This window comes from Paraburkholderia sp. A3BS-1L (genome assembly GCF_051125215.1).
Classification (GTDB): Bacteria; Pseudomonadota; Gammaproteobacteria; order Burkholderiales; family Burkholderiaceae; genus Paraburkholderia.
In genome coordinates, this window is sequence record NZ_CP120445.1 from 45,745 (window position 1) to 64,468 (window position 18,724).

The 18,724-nt window shown below is 64.1% G+C and carries 15 protein-coding genes; 10 read left to right on the forward strand and 5 right to left on the reverse strand.

The window, feature by feature from the left end:
• Nucleotides 1-6: 6 nt before the first annotated feature.
• Complete coding sequence (locus P5W99_RS31090; protein WP_421028475.1) at nucleotides 7-2,247, reverse strand: NADP-dependent isocitrate dehydrogenase; 2,241 nt, start codon at nucleotides 2,245-2,247, stop codon at nucleotides 7-9.
• Between the two features lie 549 nt (nucleotides 2,248-2,796).
• Between P5W99_RS31090 and P5W99_RS31095 the strand changes: the two genes are divergently transcribed.
• The 5 genes from P5W99_RS31095 to P5W99_RS31115 all read left to right on the forward strand — a co-directional run bounded on the left by P5W99_RS31095 (nucleotide 2,797) and on the right by P5W99_RS31115 (nucleotide 8,718).
• The gene (locus P5W99_RS31095; RefSeq protein WP_434666028.1) at nucleotides 2,797-3,831 is read left to right on the forward strand and encodes a helix-turn-helix domain-containing protein; all 1,035 of its coding nucleotides are present in this window, start codon (nucleotides 2,797-2,799) and stop codon (nucleotides 3,829-3,831) included.
• A gap of 228 nt (nucleotides 3,832-4,059) precedes the next feature.
• Nucleotides 4,060-4,299 (forward strand): hypothetical protein, encoded by a 240-nt coding sequence (locus tag P5W99_RS31100; RefSeq protein WP_421028477.1) that lies wholly within the window; start codon nucleotides 4,060-4,062, stop codon nucleotides 4,297-4,299.
• 234 nt (nucleotides 4,300-4,533) lie between these two features.
• On the forward strand, nucleotides 4,534-5,931 hold the full coding sequence (locus tag P5W99_RS31105) for an MFS transporter (protein ID WP_434666032.1): 1,398 nt from the start codon (nucleotides 4,534-4,536) through the stop codon (nucleotides 5,929-5,931).
• A gap of 478 nt (nucleotides 5,932-6,409) precedes the next feature.
• A complete protein-coding gene (locus P5W99_RS31110; RefSeq protein WP_421028479.1) occupies nucleotides 6,410-8,236 on the forward strand; it encodes a S10 family serine carboxypeptidase-like protein in 1,827 nt (608 codons plus the stop codon).
• Nucleotides 8,237-8,277: 41 nt separating this feature from the next.
• On the forward strand, nucleotides 8,278-8,718 hold the full coding sequence (locus P5W99_RS31115; RefSeq protein ID WP_421028480.1) for a 2-oxoglutarate dehydrogenase: 441 nt from the start codon (nucleotides 8,278-8,280) through the stop codon (nucleotides 8,716-8,718).
• A gap of 58 nt (nucleotides 8,719-8,776) precedes the next feature.
• On the opposite strand, the gene gcvA is transcribed toward P5W99_RS31115, so the two are convergent.
• Nucleotides 8,777-9,664: a transcriptional regulator GcvA gene (gcvA, locus tag P5W99_RS31120; protein WP_421028481.1), complete on the reverse strand. Its 888-nt coding sequence runs from the start codon at nucleotides 9,662-9,664 to the stop codon at nucleotides 8,777-8,779.
• Nucleotides 9,665-9,717: 53 nt separating this feature from the next.
• Nucleotides 9,718-10,656 carry a LysR family transcriptional regulator gene (locus tag P5W99_RS31125; RefSeq protein WP_421028482.1) on the reverse strand — a complete coding sequence of 313 codons (939 nt, stop codon included), beginning with the start codon at nucleotides 10,654-10,656 and terminating at the stop codon, nucleotides 9,718-9,720.
• Nucleotides 10,657-10,820: 164 nt separating this feature from the next.
• Here P5W99_RS31125 and P5W99_RS31130 point away from each other — a divergent pair, with 164 nt between their 5' ends.
• The 4 genes from P5W99_RS31130 (at nucleotide 10,821) to P5W99_RS31145 (ending at nucleotide 14,943) form a co-directional block, all read left to right on the forward strand.
• Complete coding sequence (locus tag P5W99_RS31130; RefSeq protein WP_434666037.1) at nucleotides 10,821-11,756, forward strand: hydroxymethylglutaryl-CoA lyase; 936 nt, start codon at nucleotides 10,821-10,823, stop codon at nucleotides 11,754-11,756.
• A 20-nt stretch (nucleotides 11,757-11,776) separates the two neighbouring features.
• Nucleotides 11,777-12,931 (forward strand): CaiB/BaiF CoA transferase family protein, encoded by a 1,155-nt coding sequence (locus P5W99_RS31135; protein WP_434666040.1) that lies wholly within the window; start codon nucleotides 11,777-11,779, stop codon nucleotides 12,929-12,931.
• A 119-nt stretch (nucleotides 12,932-13,050) separates the two neighbouring features.
• Nucleotides 13,051-14,505 (forward strand): MFS transporter, encoded by a 1,455-nt coding sequence (locus P5W99_RS31140; protein ID WP_434666043.1) that lies wholly within the window; start codon nucleotides 13,051-13,053, stop codon nucleotides 14,503-14,505.
• 222 nt (nucleotides 14,506-14,727) lie between these two features.
• On the forward strand, nucleotides 14,728-14,943 hold the full coding sequence (locus tag P5W99_RS31145) for a DUF3079 domain-containing protein (protein WP_421028486.1): 216 nt from the start codon (nucleotides 14,728-14,730) through the stop codon (nucleotides 14,941-14,943).
• Nucleotides 14,944-15,002: 59 nt separating this feature from the next.
• Here the strand turns inward: P5W99_RS31145 and P5W99_RS31150 are convergent, their stop codons facing one another.
• Together P5W99_RS31150 and P5W99_RS31155 are read right to left on the reverse strand one after the other, a co-directional pair.
• Complete coding sequence (locus P5W99_RS31150) at nucleotides 15,003-15,392, reverse strand: SRPBCC family protein (protein ID WP_421028487.1); 390 nt, start codon at nucleotides 15,390-15,392, stop codon at nucleotides 15,003-15,005.
• A 114-nt stretch (nucleotides 15,393-15,506) separates the two neighbouring features.
• Nucleotides 15,507-16,568 (reverse strand): DMT family transporter, encoded by a 1,062-nt coding sequence (locus P5W99_RS31155; protein ID WP_434666046.1) that lies wholly within the window; start codon nucleotides 16,566-16,568, stop codon nucleotides 15,507-15,509.
• A gap of 432 nt (nucleotides 16,569-17,000) precedes the next feature.
• On the opposite strand from P5W99_RS31155, the gene P5W99_RS31160 reads away from it, so the two are divergent.
• Nucleotides 17,001-18,635: an ABC-F family ATP-binding cassette domain-containing protein gene (locus P5W99_RS31160; protein ID WP_434666049.1), complete on the forward strand. Its 1,635-nt coding sequence runs from the start codon at nucleotides 17,001-17,003 to the stop codon at nucleotides 18,633-18,635.
• Nucleotides 18,636-18,724: the final 89 nt, after the last annotated feature.

Here is an 18,724-nt window from a genome sequence, read left to right on the forward strand (position 1 = left end):
CGGGACTTACTTCGCCACGGCTTCGAGGGCGGCGTTGAACGTCTTGCTCGGGCGCATGACTTCGGCGAGCTTCGCGAAATCGGGCTTGTAGTAGCCGCCGATGTCGACCGGCTTGCCCTGCACCGCGGCGAGTTCGCTCACGATGGTCTTTTCGTTCTCGGCCAGAGCCTTCGCGAGTGGTGCGAAGTGCGCTGCGAGTTCCGCGTCGTCCTTCTGCGCGGCCAGCTCTTGCGCCCAGAACATCGCGAGGTAGAACTGGCTGCCGCGATTGTCGAGTTCGCCGGTCTTCGGCGAGGGACCCTTGTTGTTGTCGAGCAGCTTGCCGGTAGCAGCGTCGAGCGTCTTCGCCAGCAGCTTGGCCTTGGCATTGTTCGTCTTGATGCCGAGGTCTTCGAGCGAGACGGCCAGCGCGAGGAATTCGCCGAGCGAATCCCAGCGCAGGTGATCTTCCTGCACCAGCTGCTGCACGTGCTTCGGCGCCGAACCGCCCGCGCCGGTTTCGTACATGCCGCCGCCGGCCATCAGCGGAACGATCGAGAGCATCTTCGCGCTGGTGCCGAGCTCCATGATCGGGAACAGGTCGGTCAGGTAGTCGCGCAGGATGTTGCCCGTGACCGAGATCGTGTCCAGGCCGCGGATCACGCGCTCGAGCGTGTAACGCATCGCGCGGACTTGCGACATGATCTGGATGTCGAGGCCGTTCGTGTCGTAATCCTTCAGGTACGTCTCGACCTTCTTGATCAGCTCGTTTTCGTGCGGACGGTACGGGTCGAGCCAGAATACGGCCGGCATGCCCGAGTTGCGCGCGCGCGTGACGGCGAGCTTGACCCAGTCGCGGATCGGCGCGTCCTTCACGAGACACATGCGCCAGATGTCGCCTTGCTCGACTTGCTGCGTGAGCGCTTCGAGCACTTCGCCCGTGGCGTTGTCGACGATGCGCGCCGTGCCGTCTTGCGGGATCTCGTAGGTCTTGTCGTGCGAGCCGTACTCTTCAGCCTTCTGCGCCATCAGGCCGACGTTGGGCACCGTGCCCATCGTGCGCGGATCGAATGCGCCGTTGGTCTTGCAGAAGTTGATGATTTCCTGGTAGATGCGCGCGAACGTGCTTTCCGGAATCAGGCACTTCGTATCCGCGGGGCGGCCGTCGGCGCCCCACATCTTGCCGCCGGCGCGGATCATCGCGGGCATCGAGGCGTCGACGATCACGTCGTTCGGCGCGTGCAGGTTCGAGATGCCCTTGGCCGAATCGACCATCGCGAGCGACGGACGATGCTCGTGGCAAGCGTGCAGGTCGCGGATCACCTCTTCGCGCTTCGATTCCGGCAGCGCTTCGATCTTCGTGTAGAGATCGACCATGCCGTTGTTCACGTTGATGCCGAGCTCTTCGAAGAGCTTCGCGTGCTTCTCGAATGCGTCCTTGTAGAACACCTTCACAGCGTGGCCGAACACGATGGGGTGCGAGACCTTCATCATGGTGGCCTTCACGTGCAGCGAGAGCATGACGCCGGTCTTGCGCGCGTCTTCCATCTGCTCTTCGTAGAACGCGAGCAGCGCCTTCTTGCTCATGAACATGCTGTCGACGATCTCGCCGGCCTGCAGCTTGACCTTCGGCTTCAGCACGATGGTCTCGCCCGACTTCGTGACGAGCTCCATGCGGACTTCACGGTCCTTGTCGTTCGTGATCGACTTTTCGCCGTGGTAGAAGTCGCCGTGCTTCATGTGCGCCACGTGCGTGCGCGAAGCCATGCTCCACTCGCCCATGCTGTGCGGGTGCTTCTTGGCGTAGTTCTTCACGGCCAGCGGCGCGCGGCGGTCCGAATTGCCTTCGCGCAGCACCGGGTTCACGGCGGAGCCGAGGCACTTCGAGTAGCGCTTCTGAATCGCTTTCTCTTCGTCGGTCTTGGGGTCTTCCGGATAGTCGGGGACCTTGAAGCCCTTGCCCTGCAGTTCCTTGATCGCGGCAACGAGCTGAGGAACCGACGCGCTGATGTTGGGCAGCTTGATGATGTTGGTGTCCGGGAGCTGGGTGAGGCGGCCCAGTTCGGCCAGATTGTCCGGCGCGCGCTGCGCTTCGGTCAGGAACTCGGGGAATTCGCCGAGGATGCGGCCCGCAACGGAAATGTCGCTAGTTTCGACATTGACGCCGGCCGGCGCAGTGAAGGTACGGATGATCGGCAGAAACGCGCTGGTGGCGAGCAGCGGGGCTTCGTCGGTCAGGGTGTAGATGATGGTGGGTTGGGTGCTCATCGGTTTTCTTGGCGGGGTCCGAAAACGGGGTGATAAGACCACCGGCTGCACGCAGTCGGCGAAACACGTGAATTTTGCCTCAATTCGGGCGCGCCTGGGGGCTTACTGTCCATCAATTTCATATTATGGAAATGCGTTGCGCCACATAATTTGGCGCTCAAGCAGGCGCATCTGGCCATCGAGCGCGGCCCCGCGCTGAAAGCGTTGTCGCGCAGGAGGCCCGTGGCGCAAGGCTTTGGCGGGTGGAGCGGGTTATCCGGGAGCGGCTCATGCGTTTTTGACTAAATAAATAATATATTTGTCAATATGGTGAATACCCTTACAAAAATAGTGGGTGAGACGGCCAGTCTTATAGAAGAATTTCGCCCTCGCCGAGGTCATCAACGGCATGGGCGAAATCTAAAGTATCGGCTTTAGGTGGCCGATATCCCGGTAGTCGAGTGGAACAATTCGTGCCAGACGGGCAGTCCCGGACGGGCAGTCCCAGGCGGAGGGTCCCGGTCAATCCAGAAGTCGCTTCTCCACCCGAGGCGATCCATGAGGTGACTCATGAACCAGGCGCCGAACGCGCTGCTACATTCGCAATTCGATACCAGCGGTTTGCCTCGCTCCCAGCAATTCGCCGCGTGGCGAGAAGCGATCAATGTGGTGTTCGACACGCAGGCCACCGAGGCGCGCGATGCAGGGTTCCAGAGCCGCGTGAACGCGTATCTGTTTTCGGACGTGGTGCTGGGATCGATCAGCACCGGTGCGCAGCGCTACGACCGTTCGAACGCGAAGATCGGGCGCGACGGCCACGAGCAGTACGTCCTGCAGTTTTATCTGGGCGGTAGCTGCCGCGTGCGCGACGGCGGTTCGGAGTTGTGCACGCGGCCCGGCGACATGTTCATCGTCGATGCGGCCCAGCCGCTCGCGACCGAGACCACGCGCAGCGAATTCCTCAATCTGGCGGTGCCGCGCCGCATGCTCGCTCCGTTGCTCAATGCGCCCGATCAGCACGGCATGCGCGTGTTGCGCGGCACGCAGCCCACGGTCGCGCTGCTGCGCGAGCATCTGGGCGAACTCTATCGTCATGCGCCGCAAATGACGCAGGCGGATGCCCATGCCGTCCTGCCCGCGACCTTGCAACTCGCGGCGTGCGCAATCAATGCGAGCGTGAATCCGGAACACATTCCGGCGGTTCAGCAAAGCGTGTTCGTCTCGATCTGCCGCTACCTGGAGCAGCACTTGAGCGACCGGCAATTGAGCGTGGAGCAGGTGGCATTCGCGTTCGGCATGTCGCACGCCACGCTGTATCGACTGTTCGAAAAGGAGGGTGGTTTCGCGACGTACGTGCGCGAGCGGCGCTTGCGCCGCTGTCGCGAGTTGCTCGTCGATCCGGCGCGCAGCGGCGTGTCGATTGCCGATATTGCTGCGGAGCATGGGTTCTCGAACGCCGCGAATTTTGCGCGGGCATTTCGCCGCTCGATCGGGCTGTCTCCACGCGCGGTGCGCATGCTGGCGCTCAGCGGTGGTGGTGGCGTCACGCATGCGCAAGGCGCGTCGGTGGACGACTGGCGCTACTGGATGACCTTGCTGCGTTGAACCCATCGCGCGGATCGCGCAGGGTTGGCGTGAGACGCCGCAACAAGTATTTGAGACGTATGGACAGGTTTTGCCGTTGGTCTCTCGCATTCGTTGCGCCCGCGCGCCGCCACCTGCAAAGTTGCCGGCATTCGCGAGATCAGCGAGATCTGCGCAGGACGGGGAAAAATGAAAAAAAATCCGAAAAAGCCTCCGCATGGTGGCGGGTGTCACTACGAGTCGGTCTGGTTGCTCGAACTCGCGCGCGGTGCGTCGCATATCGCCAGCATGCTGTCGGCCGAAACGCTGGACGCTGCCGTGCGTGAGGTCATGCAAGAGTTCGTCGCAGCGCAAGGCAGCGCGGAGCTCGATACCTTTTGCTGGCTGCTGGCCGAGCGGCTCGAAAAACGCGAATGCGCGGCGGGCGCGGCCAGGGTCAGGGAATTCGATGCATCCGGGCTGTCGCGCCAACTGCTCGGCGAGGCGTGAATTAGAAAAAAATTAAAAAACGCCTGTTCGAATTTGGGTTTCAACCAGGTGTCTCGATGCTCCGGTGCCAATAAGCTTCATGTTGTGCCGCGTATTCACGCGAGCGCGCGCCGTGGCACGAGAATGATGAGGCCGCAAGGATCTGTGCCGGGGGAATGCGTGAACAATGGTTGTGCACGCAAGTCACCGGCTTTTGCTTTCTTTGTGCTTACAAAAAATGGTTGAGGTATTCCGATGTCGATAGAAAAATCCGCGGAAATCGCCGCCCGATTCGACCGGCTGCCGCCGTCGCGCACGGTCTGGTCGATGGTGGTCCTGCTTTCGCTCGGCGGGGTGTTCGAGTTTTATGATTTGTTCTTCACCGGTTATGTCGCGCCGGGCATGGTGCATTCGGGCCTGTTCACGCCCGAATCACTCGGCTTCTTTTCTGCGCTCGGGCCGCTCAAGGTCGCCGGCTTCGGCACTTTCGTGTTCTCGACATTCGCGGGGCTGTGGGTGGGCGCGCTCGTGTTTGGCCAGGTCGCCGACCGGTTCGGGCGCCGCATCATCTTTACGTGGTCGCTGATCTGGTACATCGCGTGCACGGCCATCATGGCGTTCCAGACCACCGGCCTCGGGCTCAATATCTGGCGCTTCATCGCCGGCATCGGCATCGGCATCGAACTGGTCACGATCGACACGTACATCTCCGAACTGATCCCAAGCGCAGAGCGCGGGCGGGCCTACGCGGTCAATCAGTTCATTACCTTCAGCGTGGTGCCGGTGGTGGCGTTTCTCGCCTACATCCTCAAGGACACGCAGCCGCTCGGGCTCGACTACTGGCGCGTCGTGATTCTCATCGGCTCGGTGGGCGCGGTGGTGGTGTGGTTCCTGCGCCGCAAGATTCCCGAAAGCCCGCGCTGGCTCGCGCGCCATGGGCACGTGGATGAAGCGGAGCGGATTGTCGCCGACATCGAGCGCCGCGTGGCCGCCGAGAAGTCGATCGAACTGCCGCCGCCCGGCGCCATTCAAGTCGAAAAGGGCGGCCGCGGCTCGCTGGGCGAAGTGCTGCGTCCGCCTTATTTGCGTCGCACCGTGATTCTGTCGATCTTCAACATGGCGCAGGTGATCGGCTTCTACGGGTTCGCGGCGTGGGTGCCGACGCTGCTGATCGACCGCGGCATTCACGTGACGCAGAGCCTCGCCTATGCGTTCGTGATCGCCATCGCCAATCCGTTCGGGCCGTTGATTGGCGTGTGGTTTGCCGACAAGATCGAGCGCAAGACGCAGATCGTCGGCGGCCTGTTCGTCATGGCGGTCGTGATCGCGCTGTTCTCGCAGGCCTCGCAGCCTTCGGTGCTGATCGTGCTGGGCGTGCTCTTCACGCTTGCATCGAACGTGATGTCCTATGCCTACCACGGCTATCAGGCCGAGCTCTATCCCACGCGCGTGCGCGCTCGCGCGGTGGGCTTCGTGTATTCGTGGAGCCGGATTGCGGCGGCGTTCGCGGGACTCGCTATCGGCATCTTGCTGCACCACTACGGCGTGCCGGGCGTGGCGATCTTTATTGGCGTAGCGATGTTCGTGGGTATCGTGATGATTCTGCTCGGGCCGAATACGCGCGGCCTCTCGCTCGAAGATATCAGCCACTGAACGCGCAGGAAATGCCGCGCGCCGCTTCGTCACGCGGCGCGCGCCGAATTTGCCGCGACAATTTCCAAATACAACCGCATATCGGCCGGTATTTATAACTGAATATCGGCGGTTTATCCGCCGATATTCGGGAATTATTTCAACTGCCGATCCACGGCGCATAGGCTTGAAACTCCGCCTTGACAACGCGCTGCAATACCTCCTATTTTTCCTCTGCCAAGATTAATTACTAAATATTTCGCAGGCATCTGTTTGAAGCGTGCGGTATAAATTTCCGGAATTTTCAAGCATTATTTAGTTTGTAATCCGAAATAAATACCATTTCGAACAAGCGGATTAACAGAGTCAGAATCAAGAAAGCTAATTGTCAGCCGCTGTGCGTCGACGATCCCGGCATGTGCGGTCCGTTTTCCCTATGCGTCTCTGCGGCGAAAGGCGGCCTTTGTGTAGCGGTACTTCACCATTCACAGGCACAAAAATGAACCCAGAAAGTAGCTTCAACTATGGCCGCCGGCGCAGTTTGGGGCGGCTGGCCGCGCCCGGCGCGCTGATCGCCGGCGTGCTGATGCTCGCGGGATGCGGTGGCGGCGACAGCAGCACCGGCGTTTCCGGCGCGAGCGCGATGAACGCGGTGGCTGCGAATCAACAGACGCCAAACAGCAGCACGCAGGCGCAAAACGGCAATCAGCGCTATGTCGACCCGATTGCATACTCGCCCTATGCCGCCGATGCACTGCCGCTAAAGACAGTCGCGGAGAAAGCGGCCATCATGCATTATCAGTGGACGGCGGGTAAAACGACGATCAACTACACGACAACAACGGGGCATTTGACGGCCTCGAATCCAGACGGCACGCCTGAGGCGACGATGTCGTACGTCGCCTACACCGCACCGGCCGCGAATGGCGCGCCCCGGCCCGTCACGTTCATCTACAACGGTGGCCCCGGTTCGTCATCGATCTGGCTGCGCCTGGGTTCGTTTGCGCCCACGCGCGTCGCCACGCCCGATCCGCTGATGACGAACTGGCCGAATTTCCCGCTCGTGGACAATGCGGATAGCCTGATCGACACCACCGACATGGTCTTTATCGATCCCCCGGGAACGGGGCTTTCGGAAGCGATTCAACCGTACAAGAACCAGGACTTCTGGGGCAGCGATGCAGACGTCAACGTGATGCGCGATTTCATCATGCGCTATCTCGCGGCGAACAATCGTAGCGGCTCGCCTATTTACCTCTATGGCGAATCGTACGGCACGCCACGCACGGACATGCTGGCACTCGCGCTCGAAACGGCTGGCGTGAAGCTCACCGGCATCGTGCTCCAGTCTTCGATCCTCAATTACTTCGCCGATGCGATCGAGGCCACCGCCATCACGGCTTCCACGGAGGGACTGGCGCTCGACACCGATACACTCGCGGGCTATTACCCCGGCTATGCCGAGGTGGCCGCGTACTTCAATCAGGTATCGCCGCCGCTGATCGACCAGGGGCTGTTTGCGTATCAGTCGGAAGTCTTCGCGACCGGGCAGTACAACCATTTCGGGCGGTACGCGCAATCGTGGGTGCTGAGCCAGCTTGGCATTCCCGATGCGCTCGGCACACCCGTGTTTCCGCCCGCGCGCACGCTCGACTCGTGGCGCTGGCCATCGGGCCTGACTTTGCAGGCGCTTCAGGGCTACTTCAATGCGAATCCCTTCAATGTCGAGTTGCTTCCGGGGACGACCATTGGGCGTTACGACGGACGCGTATCGTTGCCCAATTCGGACCCGCGCCTGCAGAACGATGGGGACCCCTCGGATATTCTGATCTCGCTGCCGTTCACGATGGCGCTCTCGACGCAGTTGCCGGGCTACCTCGGCTACCGGGCGCCGAACGCGACCTACATGCCGCTGAACGACAACATCATCAACGTCTGGGACTTCTCGCACGACGGCCAGCCGTTGCCGGACACACTGCCGGATTTGCTGGCGGCGATTCAGCTGAATCCGCAGTTGAAGGTGCTGGCCGAGAATGGGTATCACGATCTTGCCACGCCGTTCTTCAACACGGAGAAGCAGCTTGCGCGGTTGCAAACGGTGAAGGGGCTGGCACCGGATCTGCAGGTCAACTTCTTCCAGGGCGGACACATGATCTATCTGGACGATGTGGCACGGCCGAAGATGAAGGCCGATCTCGTGAACTACTACGCCGGGCAGCCGATTGCGCAGGCGCTTTCGCTCTGGACGCTGCCGGCGCCGTGGTCCGACGAGAGCCCGGCGGGCACGCCCACGACGGTCACTGCACAGGCCGCGGCCACGCGGTAACCGGCATTGACCTCATGTACACCTAATGAATGCGAGCGATCATGTCTGAATTCGATAAATTGCGGCGCCTCGCGCCGCTAGTCGTCCTCGCTGTCGTGGCGGGAAGCACGCAGGCGGCTGCCCAGGCCACTAGCGGGGCAACTACGCAGGCGACCACGAACGGAACCACTCAGGCCGTGGCGCCCGTCAAGCTCCCGCAGGGTGGGCATGGCGTGGACGGTCCGTTTTTCCCCGCCAACCGCCCGATGCCCGTGACGCCATCCACCGGAACGCAGTTGCAGAACGAGGCGCAAAAGCGCATTGAAGCGAGGCTCGGCGCGAATTCGGTGCTGAGCAACGGCGCTTCGATCACGAAGGAGCAGGCGCAAAGCAACGGTCTCGGCTATATCGCGCAGCACTTCGATCAGATCGATGCGGCGCACACGGGCCGCGTTTCCATGAGCGACGTGCGCCAGTACTTGCAGCAGAAGAAGGGGCAGTAATGCCTCGCGCCTCGGCGAGGGGGCCGCGTCGATCCGGCTCCCTCGTTTCGAGCGCGGATCAACCTGCGCCCGGGTGTTCCCGATCGTGCGCAATCCACTCGCTGAAGCGCTGCACCTTCTGTTGCCGGGCGACGCACTCGGGATAGACGAAGTAGTAGCGCCAGCCTGTCGCCACGGTCAGCTCGAAGGGCATCACGAGCCGGTTCGCGGCGAGATCCTCGCTTGCGAGCGTACGGTCGCCAATGGCCACGCCGAACCCTTGCATCGCGGCGCTGCTGGCGAGATCGAGCGACTCGAACGTGGGGCCCACGTGCGCATTCACGTGCCGCGCGCCCGCGTGCGCGAGCCATAGCTTCCAGTCGCGGTGGTCGCGCGTCGGGTGCAGCAGGGTTTGATGCGCGAGGTCATCGGCATGCGCGAAGCGGTGCTTCTCCAGCAGTTCCGGCGCGCACACGGGCGTGAGGTATTCGTCGAAGAGTGCAACGGCGTGAACGCCCGCGCCGGGCGCCTGCGCATAGACAATGGCGGCGTCGAACGGCTCGGCCTGGAAATCTGCTTCGTGTTGCCAGGTCGTCGTGATCTGCACCTGAAGATCGGGATGCTCGGCCTGAAAACGCATGATGCGCGGCAGCATCCAGCGCATCACGCAGGTGGGGACTTTCAACGCCAGTTCGGTGCGCTGGCGCGTGAGGCGCATCGAGGCTTCTTCGATGCGGGTAAAGCCGTCGCGCACGGCAGGCAGCAGTTGCTCGCCCTCGGGCGTGAGCACGAGCCCCTTGGGCGAACGGCGGAACAGCGGCAGCCGGTAGTATTCCTCGAGCGCGAGAATCTGCCGGCTCACCGCGCCTTGCGTGACGCACAGGTGTTCCGCCGCGCGCGTGAAGCTGCCGTAGCGGGCGACCGTTTCGAAGATTTGCAGCGCGTTCAGGGGCGGGAGATGCCTCATTGAAAGACCGTCGTGGGGCCGTTAATGCCGGAAGTGTAAACGACGCGCTGCATTCACGAATCCCGCGCTTTTCGTTCCGGAGCCTTCTGACCGGATTCCGCCCGCTTGACGAGATGCTCGACCATGCGCTGCGCGGCGGGCTGCAAGGCATCGAATTCGCGAAAGCAGACGATAAAGCGCCGGCGCGCCCAGGCGTCGGAGAGCGCGATCATGCGCACGTTCATGATGCGCGTGTACGTCTGGCCGACCTCTTGCGGCACGACGCTAATGCCCAGATTCGCCGCCACCACCCGGAACGCCGCGTCGAAATTCGACACCGTCGCGCGATAGTCGATGGTGCGCCCGCTGCGCGCCGCCGAGCGCTGCAGCAGCGTATGCACCGCCGTGGAGGGCGGCAGGCCCACGTGTTCGTAGTCGAGCGTATCGGCGAACGCGACGGACTTGCGGCGCGCGAGCGGATGGTCGGGATGCACCGCGAGCGCGAGCCGGTCTTCGCGCCACGGCCGCGACGCGAGGCCGGCTAGCTCGACGTTGTCCCAGCAGACGCCCACTGCGGCCACGCCGTCGCGCACGCGCTGCACCAGTTCGCTGGAAGTGCGCTCGTCCACGTTCACGCGAATGTTCTGGTGCGCCGGCATGCGCATGAACGAGGCGAGGTCGTCGAGCAGCGCCTCCGCTATCGCCGAGGCTGACGCGCACACGCTCACGCTGCCGCGCAAGCCGCTGCCGAACGCCGCGATGTCGCCGAGCGCGCGTTCGAGCGTGAAGATCACGCTGCGCGCGTGCTCAAGGAGCGCGATGCCCGCAGGCGTGGGCTGCACGCCGCGCCGCGAGCGCGTGAGAAGCGGCACGCCGAGGCTGGCTTCCAGTTGCGCGATGCGCTTGCTGATCGCCGAGGGCTCGATGTGCTCGTCGCGTGCCGCGCGTCCCATGTTGCCGTGCTCGCACACGGCCACCAGCAATCGCAAGGTCTTGAGGTCGATGTCGTGCATGCGCTGCTCCGCCTCTCTCCACAGTGTTTCCAGCTCGGAATGTCAACGGTTCCAAAATACCGCTTTATGTATCTCAAGGAATGACTAAAGTTAGCACAACGCCGGTTCCCCATATAGCTGGGGATGGACCGGAAAATGCCCCCGAATGCTGATGGAGACACTTCATGCCCTCATTCCCCGAGCGCGCCGTTATTCGTGAAGTCGGCTTGCGCGACGGCCTGCAAAGCATCCCGAGCGTGCTGCCCACGGAGCGCAAATGTGCATGGTTGCGTGCGGCGCACGCGGCCGGCTTGCGAGAGATCGAGGTGGGCTCGTTCGTGCCCGCGCGCTTGCTGCCGCAACTGGCCGATACGGCCGAACTCGTCGACTTCGCGCGGCGGCTGCCGGGACTGTCCGTCTCGGTGCTGGTGCCCAATCTCAAGGGCGCCGAACTCGCGATCGAAGCGGGCGCCGATCTCATGCTCGTGCCGCTCTCCGCGAGCGAAGCGCACAGCCTCGCGAACCTGCGCAGGACGCCCGCTGAAGTCGTGGCCGAAGTCGCGCGCATGCGCGCCGCGCGCGACGCGGCCGGCGCGAAGACGCTGATCGAAGGCGGCATCGGCACGGCGTTCGGCTGCACGTTGCAGGGGCAGGTGCAAGCGCAGAACGTGCTCTACTACGTGCAGGCGTTGCTCGATGCAGGCGCCGACCGCGTGAGCCTCGCCGATACGGTCGGTTACGCGAACCCGGCCGCCGTGCGCGATCTGTTCGGCGCCGCGCGCGCCATCGCGAGCGAGCGGCTCTGGTGTGCGCACTTTCACGACACGCGCGGCCTCGCGCTCGCCAACGTGGTGGCCGCGCTGGAAACCGGTGTCACGCGCTTCGACGCTTCGCTGGCGGGCATCGGCGGCTGCCCGCACGCACCGGGCGCGAGCGGCAATGCGGCGAGCGAGGATCTCGCGTTCATGCTGGCCGAGATGGGTATCCAGACCGGCATCGACATCGAGGCGCTGCTCGCATTGCGCGCACAAGTGGCGCAGTGGCTCGAACACGAGACGATGCACGGCGCACTTTGGCGAGCAGGCTTGCCGAAGATCTTTCGCGCGGCCTGCGTAGACTAATTCGTCATCCTGAGGTTATTGTGAGCACAGCAAAGCGGCTTCCGCTCGATGGCGTGCGCGTCGTCGAATTCACGCACATGGTCATGGGGCCCACGTGCGGCATGATCCTCGCCGATCTCGGCGCGGAGGTGATCAAGATCGAACCGCCAGGCGGCGACAAGACACGCAATCTGCCTGGGCTCGGTATCGGCTTTTTCCGTTCGTTCAACCGCAACAAGAAAAGCGTCGTGCTCGACATCAACACGGAGGAGGGCCGCGCCGCTGCCATCGAGTTGGTAGGGCAGAGCGATGTGATGCTCGAGAACTTCCGGCCCGGCCTGATGCACAAGCTCGGGCTCGACTACGCCACGCTTTCGCAGCGCTTTGCGCACCTCATCTACGTATCGCACAAGGGCTTTCTTCCGGGCCCCTATGAGAACCGCCTCGCGCTCGACGAAGTCGTGCAGATGATGGGCGGGCTGTCGTACATGACGGGGCCGGCGGGCAGGCCGCTGCGCGCGGGCACCTCGGTCAACGACATCATGGGCGGGATGTTCGGCGCGATTGGCGTGCTGGCGGCGCTGCGCGAGCGCGATGCTACCGGGCGCGGCCAGGAAGTGCAGAGCGCGCTCTTCGAAAACTGCGTGTTTCTGAGCGCCCAGCACATGCAGCAATATGCGATGACGCACGAAGCGCCGCCGCCCATGCCGTCGCGCGTCTCGGCGTGGAGCGTGTACGACGTGTTCACGCTTGCCGAAGGCGAGCAGCTGTTCATCGGCGCGGTGAGCGACAGGCAGTTCGTGACGCTGTGCGAGGTCATGGGCTGTCCGGATCTTGCCGATGAACCGCAATACGCCACCAATGCTTCGCGCGTGGCCGTGCGGCCCGAATTGCTCGCACGGCTCGGCGAAGTGCTCAAGAGCGTGCGCGCGAACGAATTGACGCCACGCCTCGAAGCGGCCGGCATTCCCTATGCGCCGATCGTGCGCCCCGACCAGCTGTTCGATGACCCGCATCTGCGGGAAAGCGGCGGACTCGCGCCGATGCAGACCGACGACGGCGAGACCACCGAGGTCGTGCTCCTTCCGCTCCTGATGGATGGCCGCCGCCCAGGCGTGCGCCAGCCGCTCGCGAAGGTGGGCGAGCACACGGAGGAAGTGCTCGCGCGGCTGAGCAGCATTGCAGCGAAGCCATAGCGCGCCGGCTCGCCGTGACATCTTGCGGGCCGCAGCGGCTCGCGCAAGCCGCATAACGAAATTCCTGCGGCGGCAATCGCCCGAGCGATGCCGCACGCAAGGCAGACATGGAGACAGACATGCAACGCACCCTCACCACGGACGAGGCATCCAGCGTGGCTCTTGACGCGGCCGCTCACGGACTGGCTGCCGGAAACACGGCAGCACAGGCCTTGTCAGCGCGCCTCGACCGGCTGCCCGTCACGAGGCAGATCTGGAAGCTCGTCCTGCTCATCTCGCTGGGCGGCTTCTTCGAGGTCTACGACCTCATTTTCACGGGCTACATCGCACCGGGTTTGGCGAAGAGCGGACTGCTGCACACCACCACGGCGAACTTCTTTGGTTTCAATGGCATTGGCGCATTCGTCGCCGCGACCTTTGGCGGGTTATTCGTGGGCACGTTGTTTTTCGGCTGGCTGCCCGATAAATTCGGACGCCGAAGCGTATTCACATTCTCGCTGCTGTGGTATTCGCTCGGCTCGGTGGTGATGGCAATGCAGCATTCGTCCGAGGGGCTGATTCTGTGGCGCTTCATAACGGGAATTGGCGTGGGCATCGAGATCGTCACGATCGACAGTTACGTCACGGAGATGGTGCCTCAGCAGATGCGCGGGCGCGCCATGGCGTTCAACCAGGCGGTCATGTTCGCGGCTGCGCCGGCCTCGGCCTTGCTCTCGTGGTGGCTCGTGCCCAGCGCGCCATTCGGCATCGACGGCTGGCGCTGGGTCGTGCTGGCCGGCGCACTGGGCGCCGTGCTGGTGTGGTTCGTGCGCCGCGCGGTGCCGGAAAGCCCGCGCTGGCTCGCCAGCCACGGGCGCACGGAGGAGGCCGAGCGGATCATCGCCAGGCTCGAGCGCGCTGCGCTGCGCGAGAGCGGACGCGACTTGCCGGCGAGCGCCGCCGTGCCCGCGCTGCCCACGCATCGGCGCGCGTCGCCCGCCGAACTCTGGCGGCCGCCGTACCGTGCGCGGCTCGTCATGCTGATCGCGTTCAATCTGTGCCAGGCCGTCGGCTACTACGGGTTCGCTAACTGGGTGCCGACGCTCCTGATCGGCCAGGGCGTGACCGTCACGAAGAGCCTGCTCTATGCCTTCGTGATCGCCACCGCGTTGCCGTGCGGCCCGCTGCTCGCCATGCCGGTGGCCGACCGCATCGAGCGCAAATGGCTCATTGTCGGTTCGGCGCTGGCTGTGGTGGTTTTCGGACTGGGCTTTGCGCAGGCGCGCAGCACCGCTGCGCTGATCGTGCTCGGCATCCTGGTCAGCCTCGCCGGGCAGATGATCTCGGTCTGCTACCACGCTTACCAGGCGGAGCTCTTTCCCACCTCGGTGCGCTGCCGCGCGAACGGCGTGGTGTATTCAGCGAGCCGCGTGGGCGCCATGATGTCGGGCTTCATTGTCGCCGCGCTGCTGCGCGACTTCGGCGTGCAAGGCGTGTTCGCGGGCATCACGATTTGCATGCTCGTGGTGATGGTTTCGATAGGCGCTTTCGGCCCGCGCACCAATGGCGTGTCGCTGGACGAGTTGTCGAATTGATGGCGATGCGTGCGCGGCGTGCACCATAAAGCGCAACTAACTGTCAATCAGCCGCCGCATCAGCAAATTGGGAAAACGAAACGGGACTTTATTTGCGCACGGTGATTCAAGTGTCTTGCAGGGCGGGGGCATAGGGAGGCAATGCGGCAATGCGTCTCTGGATCGTTCGGACGCGTGTCCTAGAATTAATTTCGTTGCCAATTTGCCGTCTTACGCACCGCCATGGCCAAGAAAATCCCGCTGCATCCGAAGCATCCTGAACGCATCTGCTGGGGCTGCGACCGTTATTGCCCCGCCAGTTCGCTCAGTTGCGGAAACGGTTCGTCGCGCACCCAGCACCCCATCGAATTGCTTGGCGACGACTGGCTCGATTACGGCGACTGGGGCTTCGAGGCCTCCGAAGAAGACGTTTCGGCTACCGCGAGCGCCCAGCACTGACGCAAGACATAACGGAACGCGAGCGCTATGGCGCTCGCGTTTTTATTTGGGCGCGGCGTTTATCGCGCCAAATTCCGTGCGGCTGCGGCGCAGCCCGCGTCCATCAGCGGCTCGACCACGGCGCGCCGGTCGTCGGGCAGGAAATCGCTGATCCACACGAGGCGGCAGCGTCCGCCTGATTCGGCCACGATTTGCATCGATGCAGCGTGCTGCTCGAAGTTCGGCCCGCGCACGGCATAGGCCACGCGCATGTGCGCGTCATCCACGGCCACGATTCGTTCCTCGATCACGCTGCCGTTAGCAAACGTCACGGTGCGCAGGTCGCCTTCCACCCGCACGTCGGTTAGCACGCCCGCAAACACCCGCGCGAGGTTGCGCGAATCGCGCAGCGTTTCCCATGCACGGGCCGCATCGGTTTCGAGGGGAACTTCACGGTAGAGAGAAACCATCGCATTGTCTCCTTCGTCCATGCCTCAGGCGTTGATCGTCAGGCGATTGTGCTCATCCGCTCGTTCACGCGCTTGGGGAAAATTGCTGTGCCGTTCCGGGCGTCGTCAGTGCCGTCAATGCGAATGCCGATGATGCACATCCGGGTAATGCGCATGCGTGTGCGTGAGCGGCACATGGTGATGCGCATGCGTGTGCGGCTCGGTGCCGTCCCAGTCGAAGTCGTGCTCGTGCTGATGGTGCGCGTCGTGGCGGTGCCGGTGCGTATGGTCGAGCGCTTCATGCGTGTGCGTGTGCTCGTGGCGCTCACGCACGTGCAGCCAGACGCCCAGAGCCATGAGCGCGAGGGCGGCCCAGAACGTTAGCGCTGGACGCTGCGGCCAGAGCAGCAGCGAAAGCGCGACGCCGAACAGCGGCGCCACTGAAAAATACGCACCTGTGCGCGCCGTGCCCAGATTGCGCAGGGCGATCACAAACAGCACGAGGCTTACGCCGTAGCCCGCGAAGCCCACGGCCAGCGTGCCGGCGAGGCTCGCGGCGTCGGGCCAGTGCGCGCCCAGCCAGAACGCGACGGCCAGATTCACGGGGCCGGCCGCCAGGCCCTTGAGGCAGGCGATGGTCATGGCGTCGTTGGCGGAGACCTTGCGCGTGAGGTTATTGTCGATGGCCCAGCACAGGCAGGCTCCGGCCACGAATAGCGCACCCGGCGCGAGCCCCGCGTGCGGCCCGTTCCACGAGAGCAGCACGCCGCCCGCGACGATGGCCACCATGCCCAGCGCGATCTGCGCGTCGAAGTTCTCGCGAAAGCAAACCCACGCGATGAGCGCCGTGAGCACGCCTTCGAGATTGAGCAGCAGCGAACTGGTGGCGGCGGGTGTCGAGACCAGCCCGAGCATCAGCAGCGCCGGGCCGGCCACGCCGCCCGCGAGGATGGCGCCCGCGAGCCAGGGCGCTTCGGCCAGACGCAGCGGGGCGTGTGCGGGCGGCTCGTCCGCGCGCCGGGCGAGCCGCCGCACGAGCATGACGAACGCGAGCCCGGCGCCGCTGCCCAGATAGAAAAGTCCCGCGACCATGAAGGGCGGCAGCGTGCCGAGCAGCGCTTTGGCGAGTGGCGTGGCTACGCCGAACAGCGCGGCGGCCAGCAGTGCCGTGGCAATGGCGTGCAGATGCGATTTCATGATGGTTCAGCGTTTAGTACGAGCGTTGCTTGATGCCCTGGCGGCGTGCGTCGCCGGTCACAATCCGGGGGGATGGAGCGTGACGATCGAGCCGTCGGCGCGTTTGCGCGACGCCGTCATGGAGAAAGAGGGCGCATTCGATTATCGCCGATGCATGTGACGGGGAGCACGCGCAATCGTGTTTTATCGGCGTTGGCGTTCCGCGCGTGTGCATCGCGTATGGAATTCGTAGGGAACTCGAAGCGAATCTGCAATGTCTGACGTTCCAGTTTTGCCCATCCGGAGGATTTCGTCCCATGCGTCATTGATGCCGCCGTCGCCCTCGACGGCCCTTGTTTGCGCCCCCTTCGCAGGTTGCTTGTCGGCTTCATGCCGATCGTTTGCTGATCTCGAGCGAGGGGAATGTCTGGCATCCACGGCACGCATCGACCCATGACGAATTCCTCTTTGACGCTCGAAGGCGTTTCCTTTGTTCTGCCCGACGGCAGGCCCCTTTTTTCCGATCTCAACGCATCGTTCGATGCACGCCATGCCGGCCACACGGGGGTCGTCGGCCGCAATGGCGCCGGCAAGAGCGTGCTCGCGCGCATGATGGCGGGCCGGCTCGCGCCAACGACTGGGCGCTGCGCGCGCACGGGCGAGGTCTTCTATCTGGCGCAGCACATCCAGATCGGCGATGCTCGCGCGAATGTCGCCACCCTCGCGGGCGTGCAGAATGCGCTCGACGCGCTAACGCGCATCGAGGCCGGTGATGGAACGCCTGAAGATTTCGACTTGCTTGGCGAGCGCTGGGATTTGCGCCAGCGCTTGCAGGCCGAGTTCGAACGCTGCGGTCTCGGACATCTGGATCCGCAGGCGCCGGCGCACGCGCTGAGCGGCGGCGAGGCGATGCGCGTATCGCTTGCGGGCGCTGCGCTTTCACAGGCCGACTGGCTGATTCTCGACGAGCCGAGCAACCACCTCGACCGGCCGAACCGCGAAGCATTGATACGCCAGTTGCAGCGCTGGCCGAAGGGGCTCGTGGTCGTGAGCCACGACCGGCGGCTGCTCGACACCATGGCGCGCATCGTCGAGTTGTCCGCCACGGGCTTGCGCAGCTACGGCGGAGGCTACGCGCTTTACGCCGAGCGGCGTGCGCAGGAGGAGGCGGGCGCGCTCGCGCTGCTCGAACGTCGCAAGCTCGAACACCGCCGCGCCGCGCTTGCCCTGCGCGAACAGCGCGAACAGCGCGAGCGCGCCGAGCGGCGCGAAGCGCAGGGGCGGCGTCATGGGCGCGAGGCCAATCAGGCGAAGATTCTGCTCGACCGCCAGAAGGCGCGCAGCGAGAGCACGGCTGGAAAGTTGCGCGCGCAACATGCTGCCGCGCGCGAGCAACTCGACATGAACGTGCGCGAAGCGGCAATGGCGGTCGCGGACGACGCGCGCATCGTCATGCGCTCAACGCCGGTAACCGGGATGGCGCGGCGCTGGATCGTGGAACTCGACGACGTCGTGCTGCCGCACGCGCCCTCCGTGACGCGAGCAATCCGCCTGGCATTGCATGGGCAACAGCGCGTGGGCGTGACGGGGGCGAACGGCAGTGGTAAATCGACGTTGCTCAAGGTGCTGGCGGGGCAACTCGCACCGCTTGCGGGGCGCTGCTCGGTGCGCGTAGCGAGTGCGTGGCTCGACCAGCGGCTCGCGAACCTGGCGCCGCAACGCACGGTCATCGAGCAGATGCGCGAGGCCAACCGCACGGCGAGTGAAGATGCGTTGCGCACCCGGCTCGCGCAACTGGGGCTGAGTGCGAGCAAACTCGCCGTGCCCTGCGGGGTGTTGAGCGGCGGCGAGCGGCTCAAGGCGGCGCTCGCCTGCGCGATTCACGCCGATCCCCCCGCGCAGCTTCTGCTGCTGGACGAACCGGGCAACCATCTAGATTTGTCTTCGCTCCACGCGCTGGAGGCGATGCTGTGCGATTATCGCGGCGCGCTGATGGTCGTGTCACACGACGAGGTTCTGCTGGAACGCCTCGAGTTGACCGACCGGCTGGAAGCGACGCCGGAAGGCTGGACGATGACGCCGCTTTGAATGCTGCCATTCGCCGCTCCTGCTTTGTTTGCCTGGACTGAACGCCGCGCTTCGCACTCGCAGGCGGCGTGGCCGTTTCCAGCAGCGCG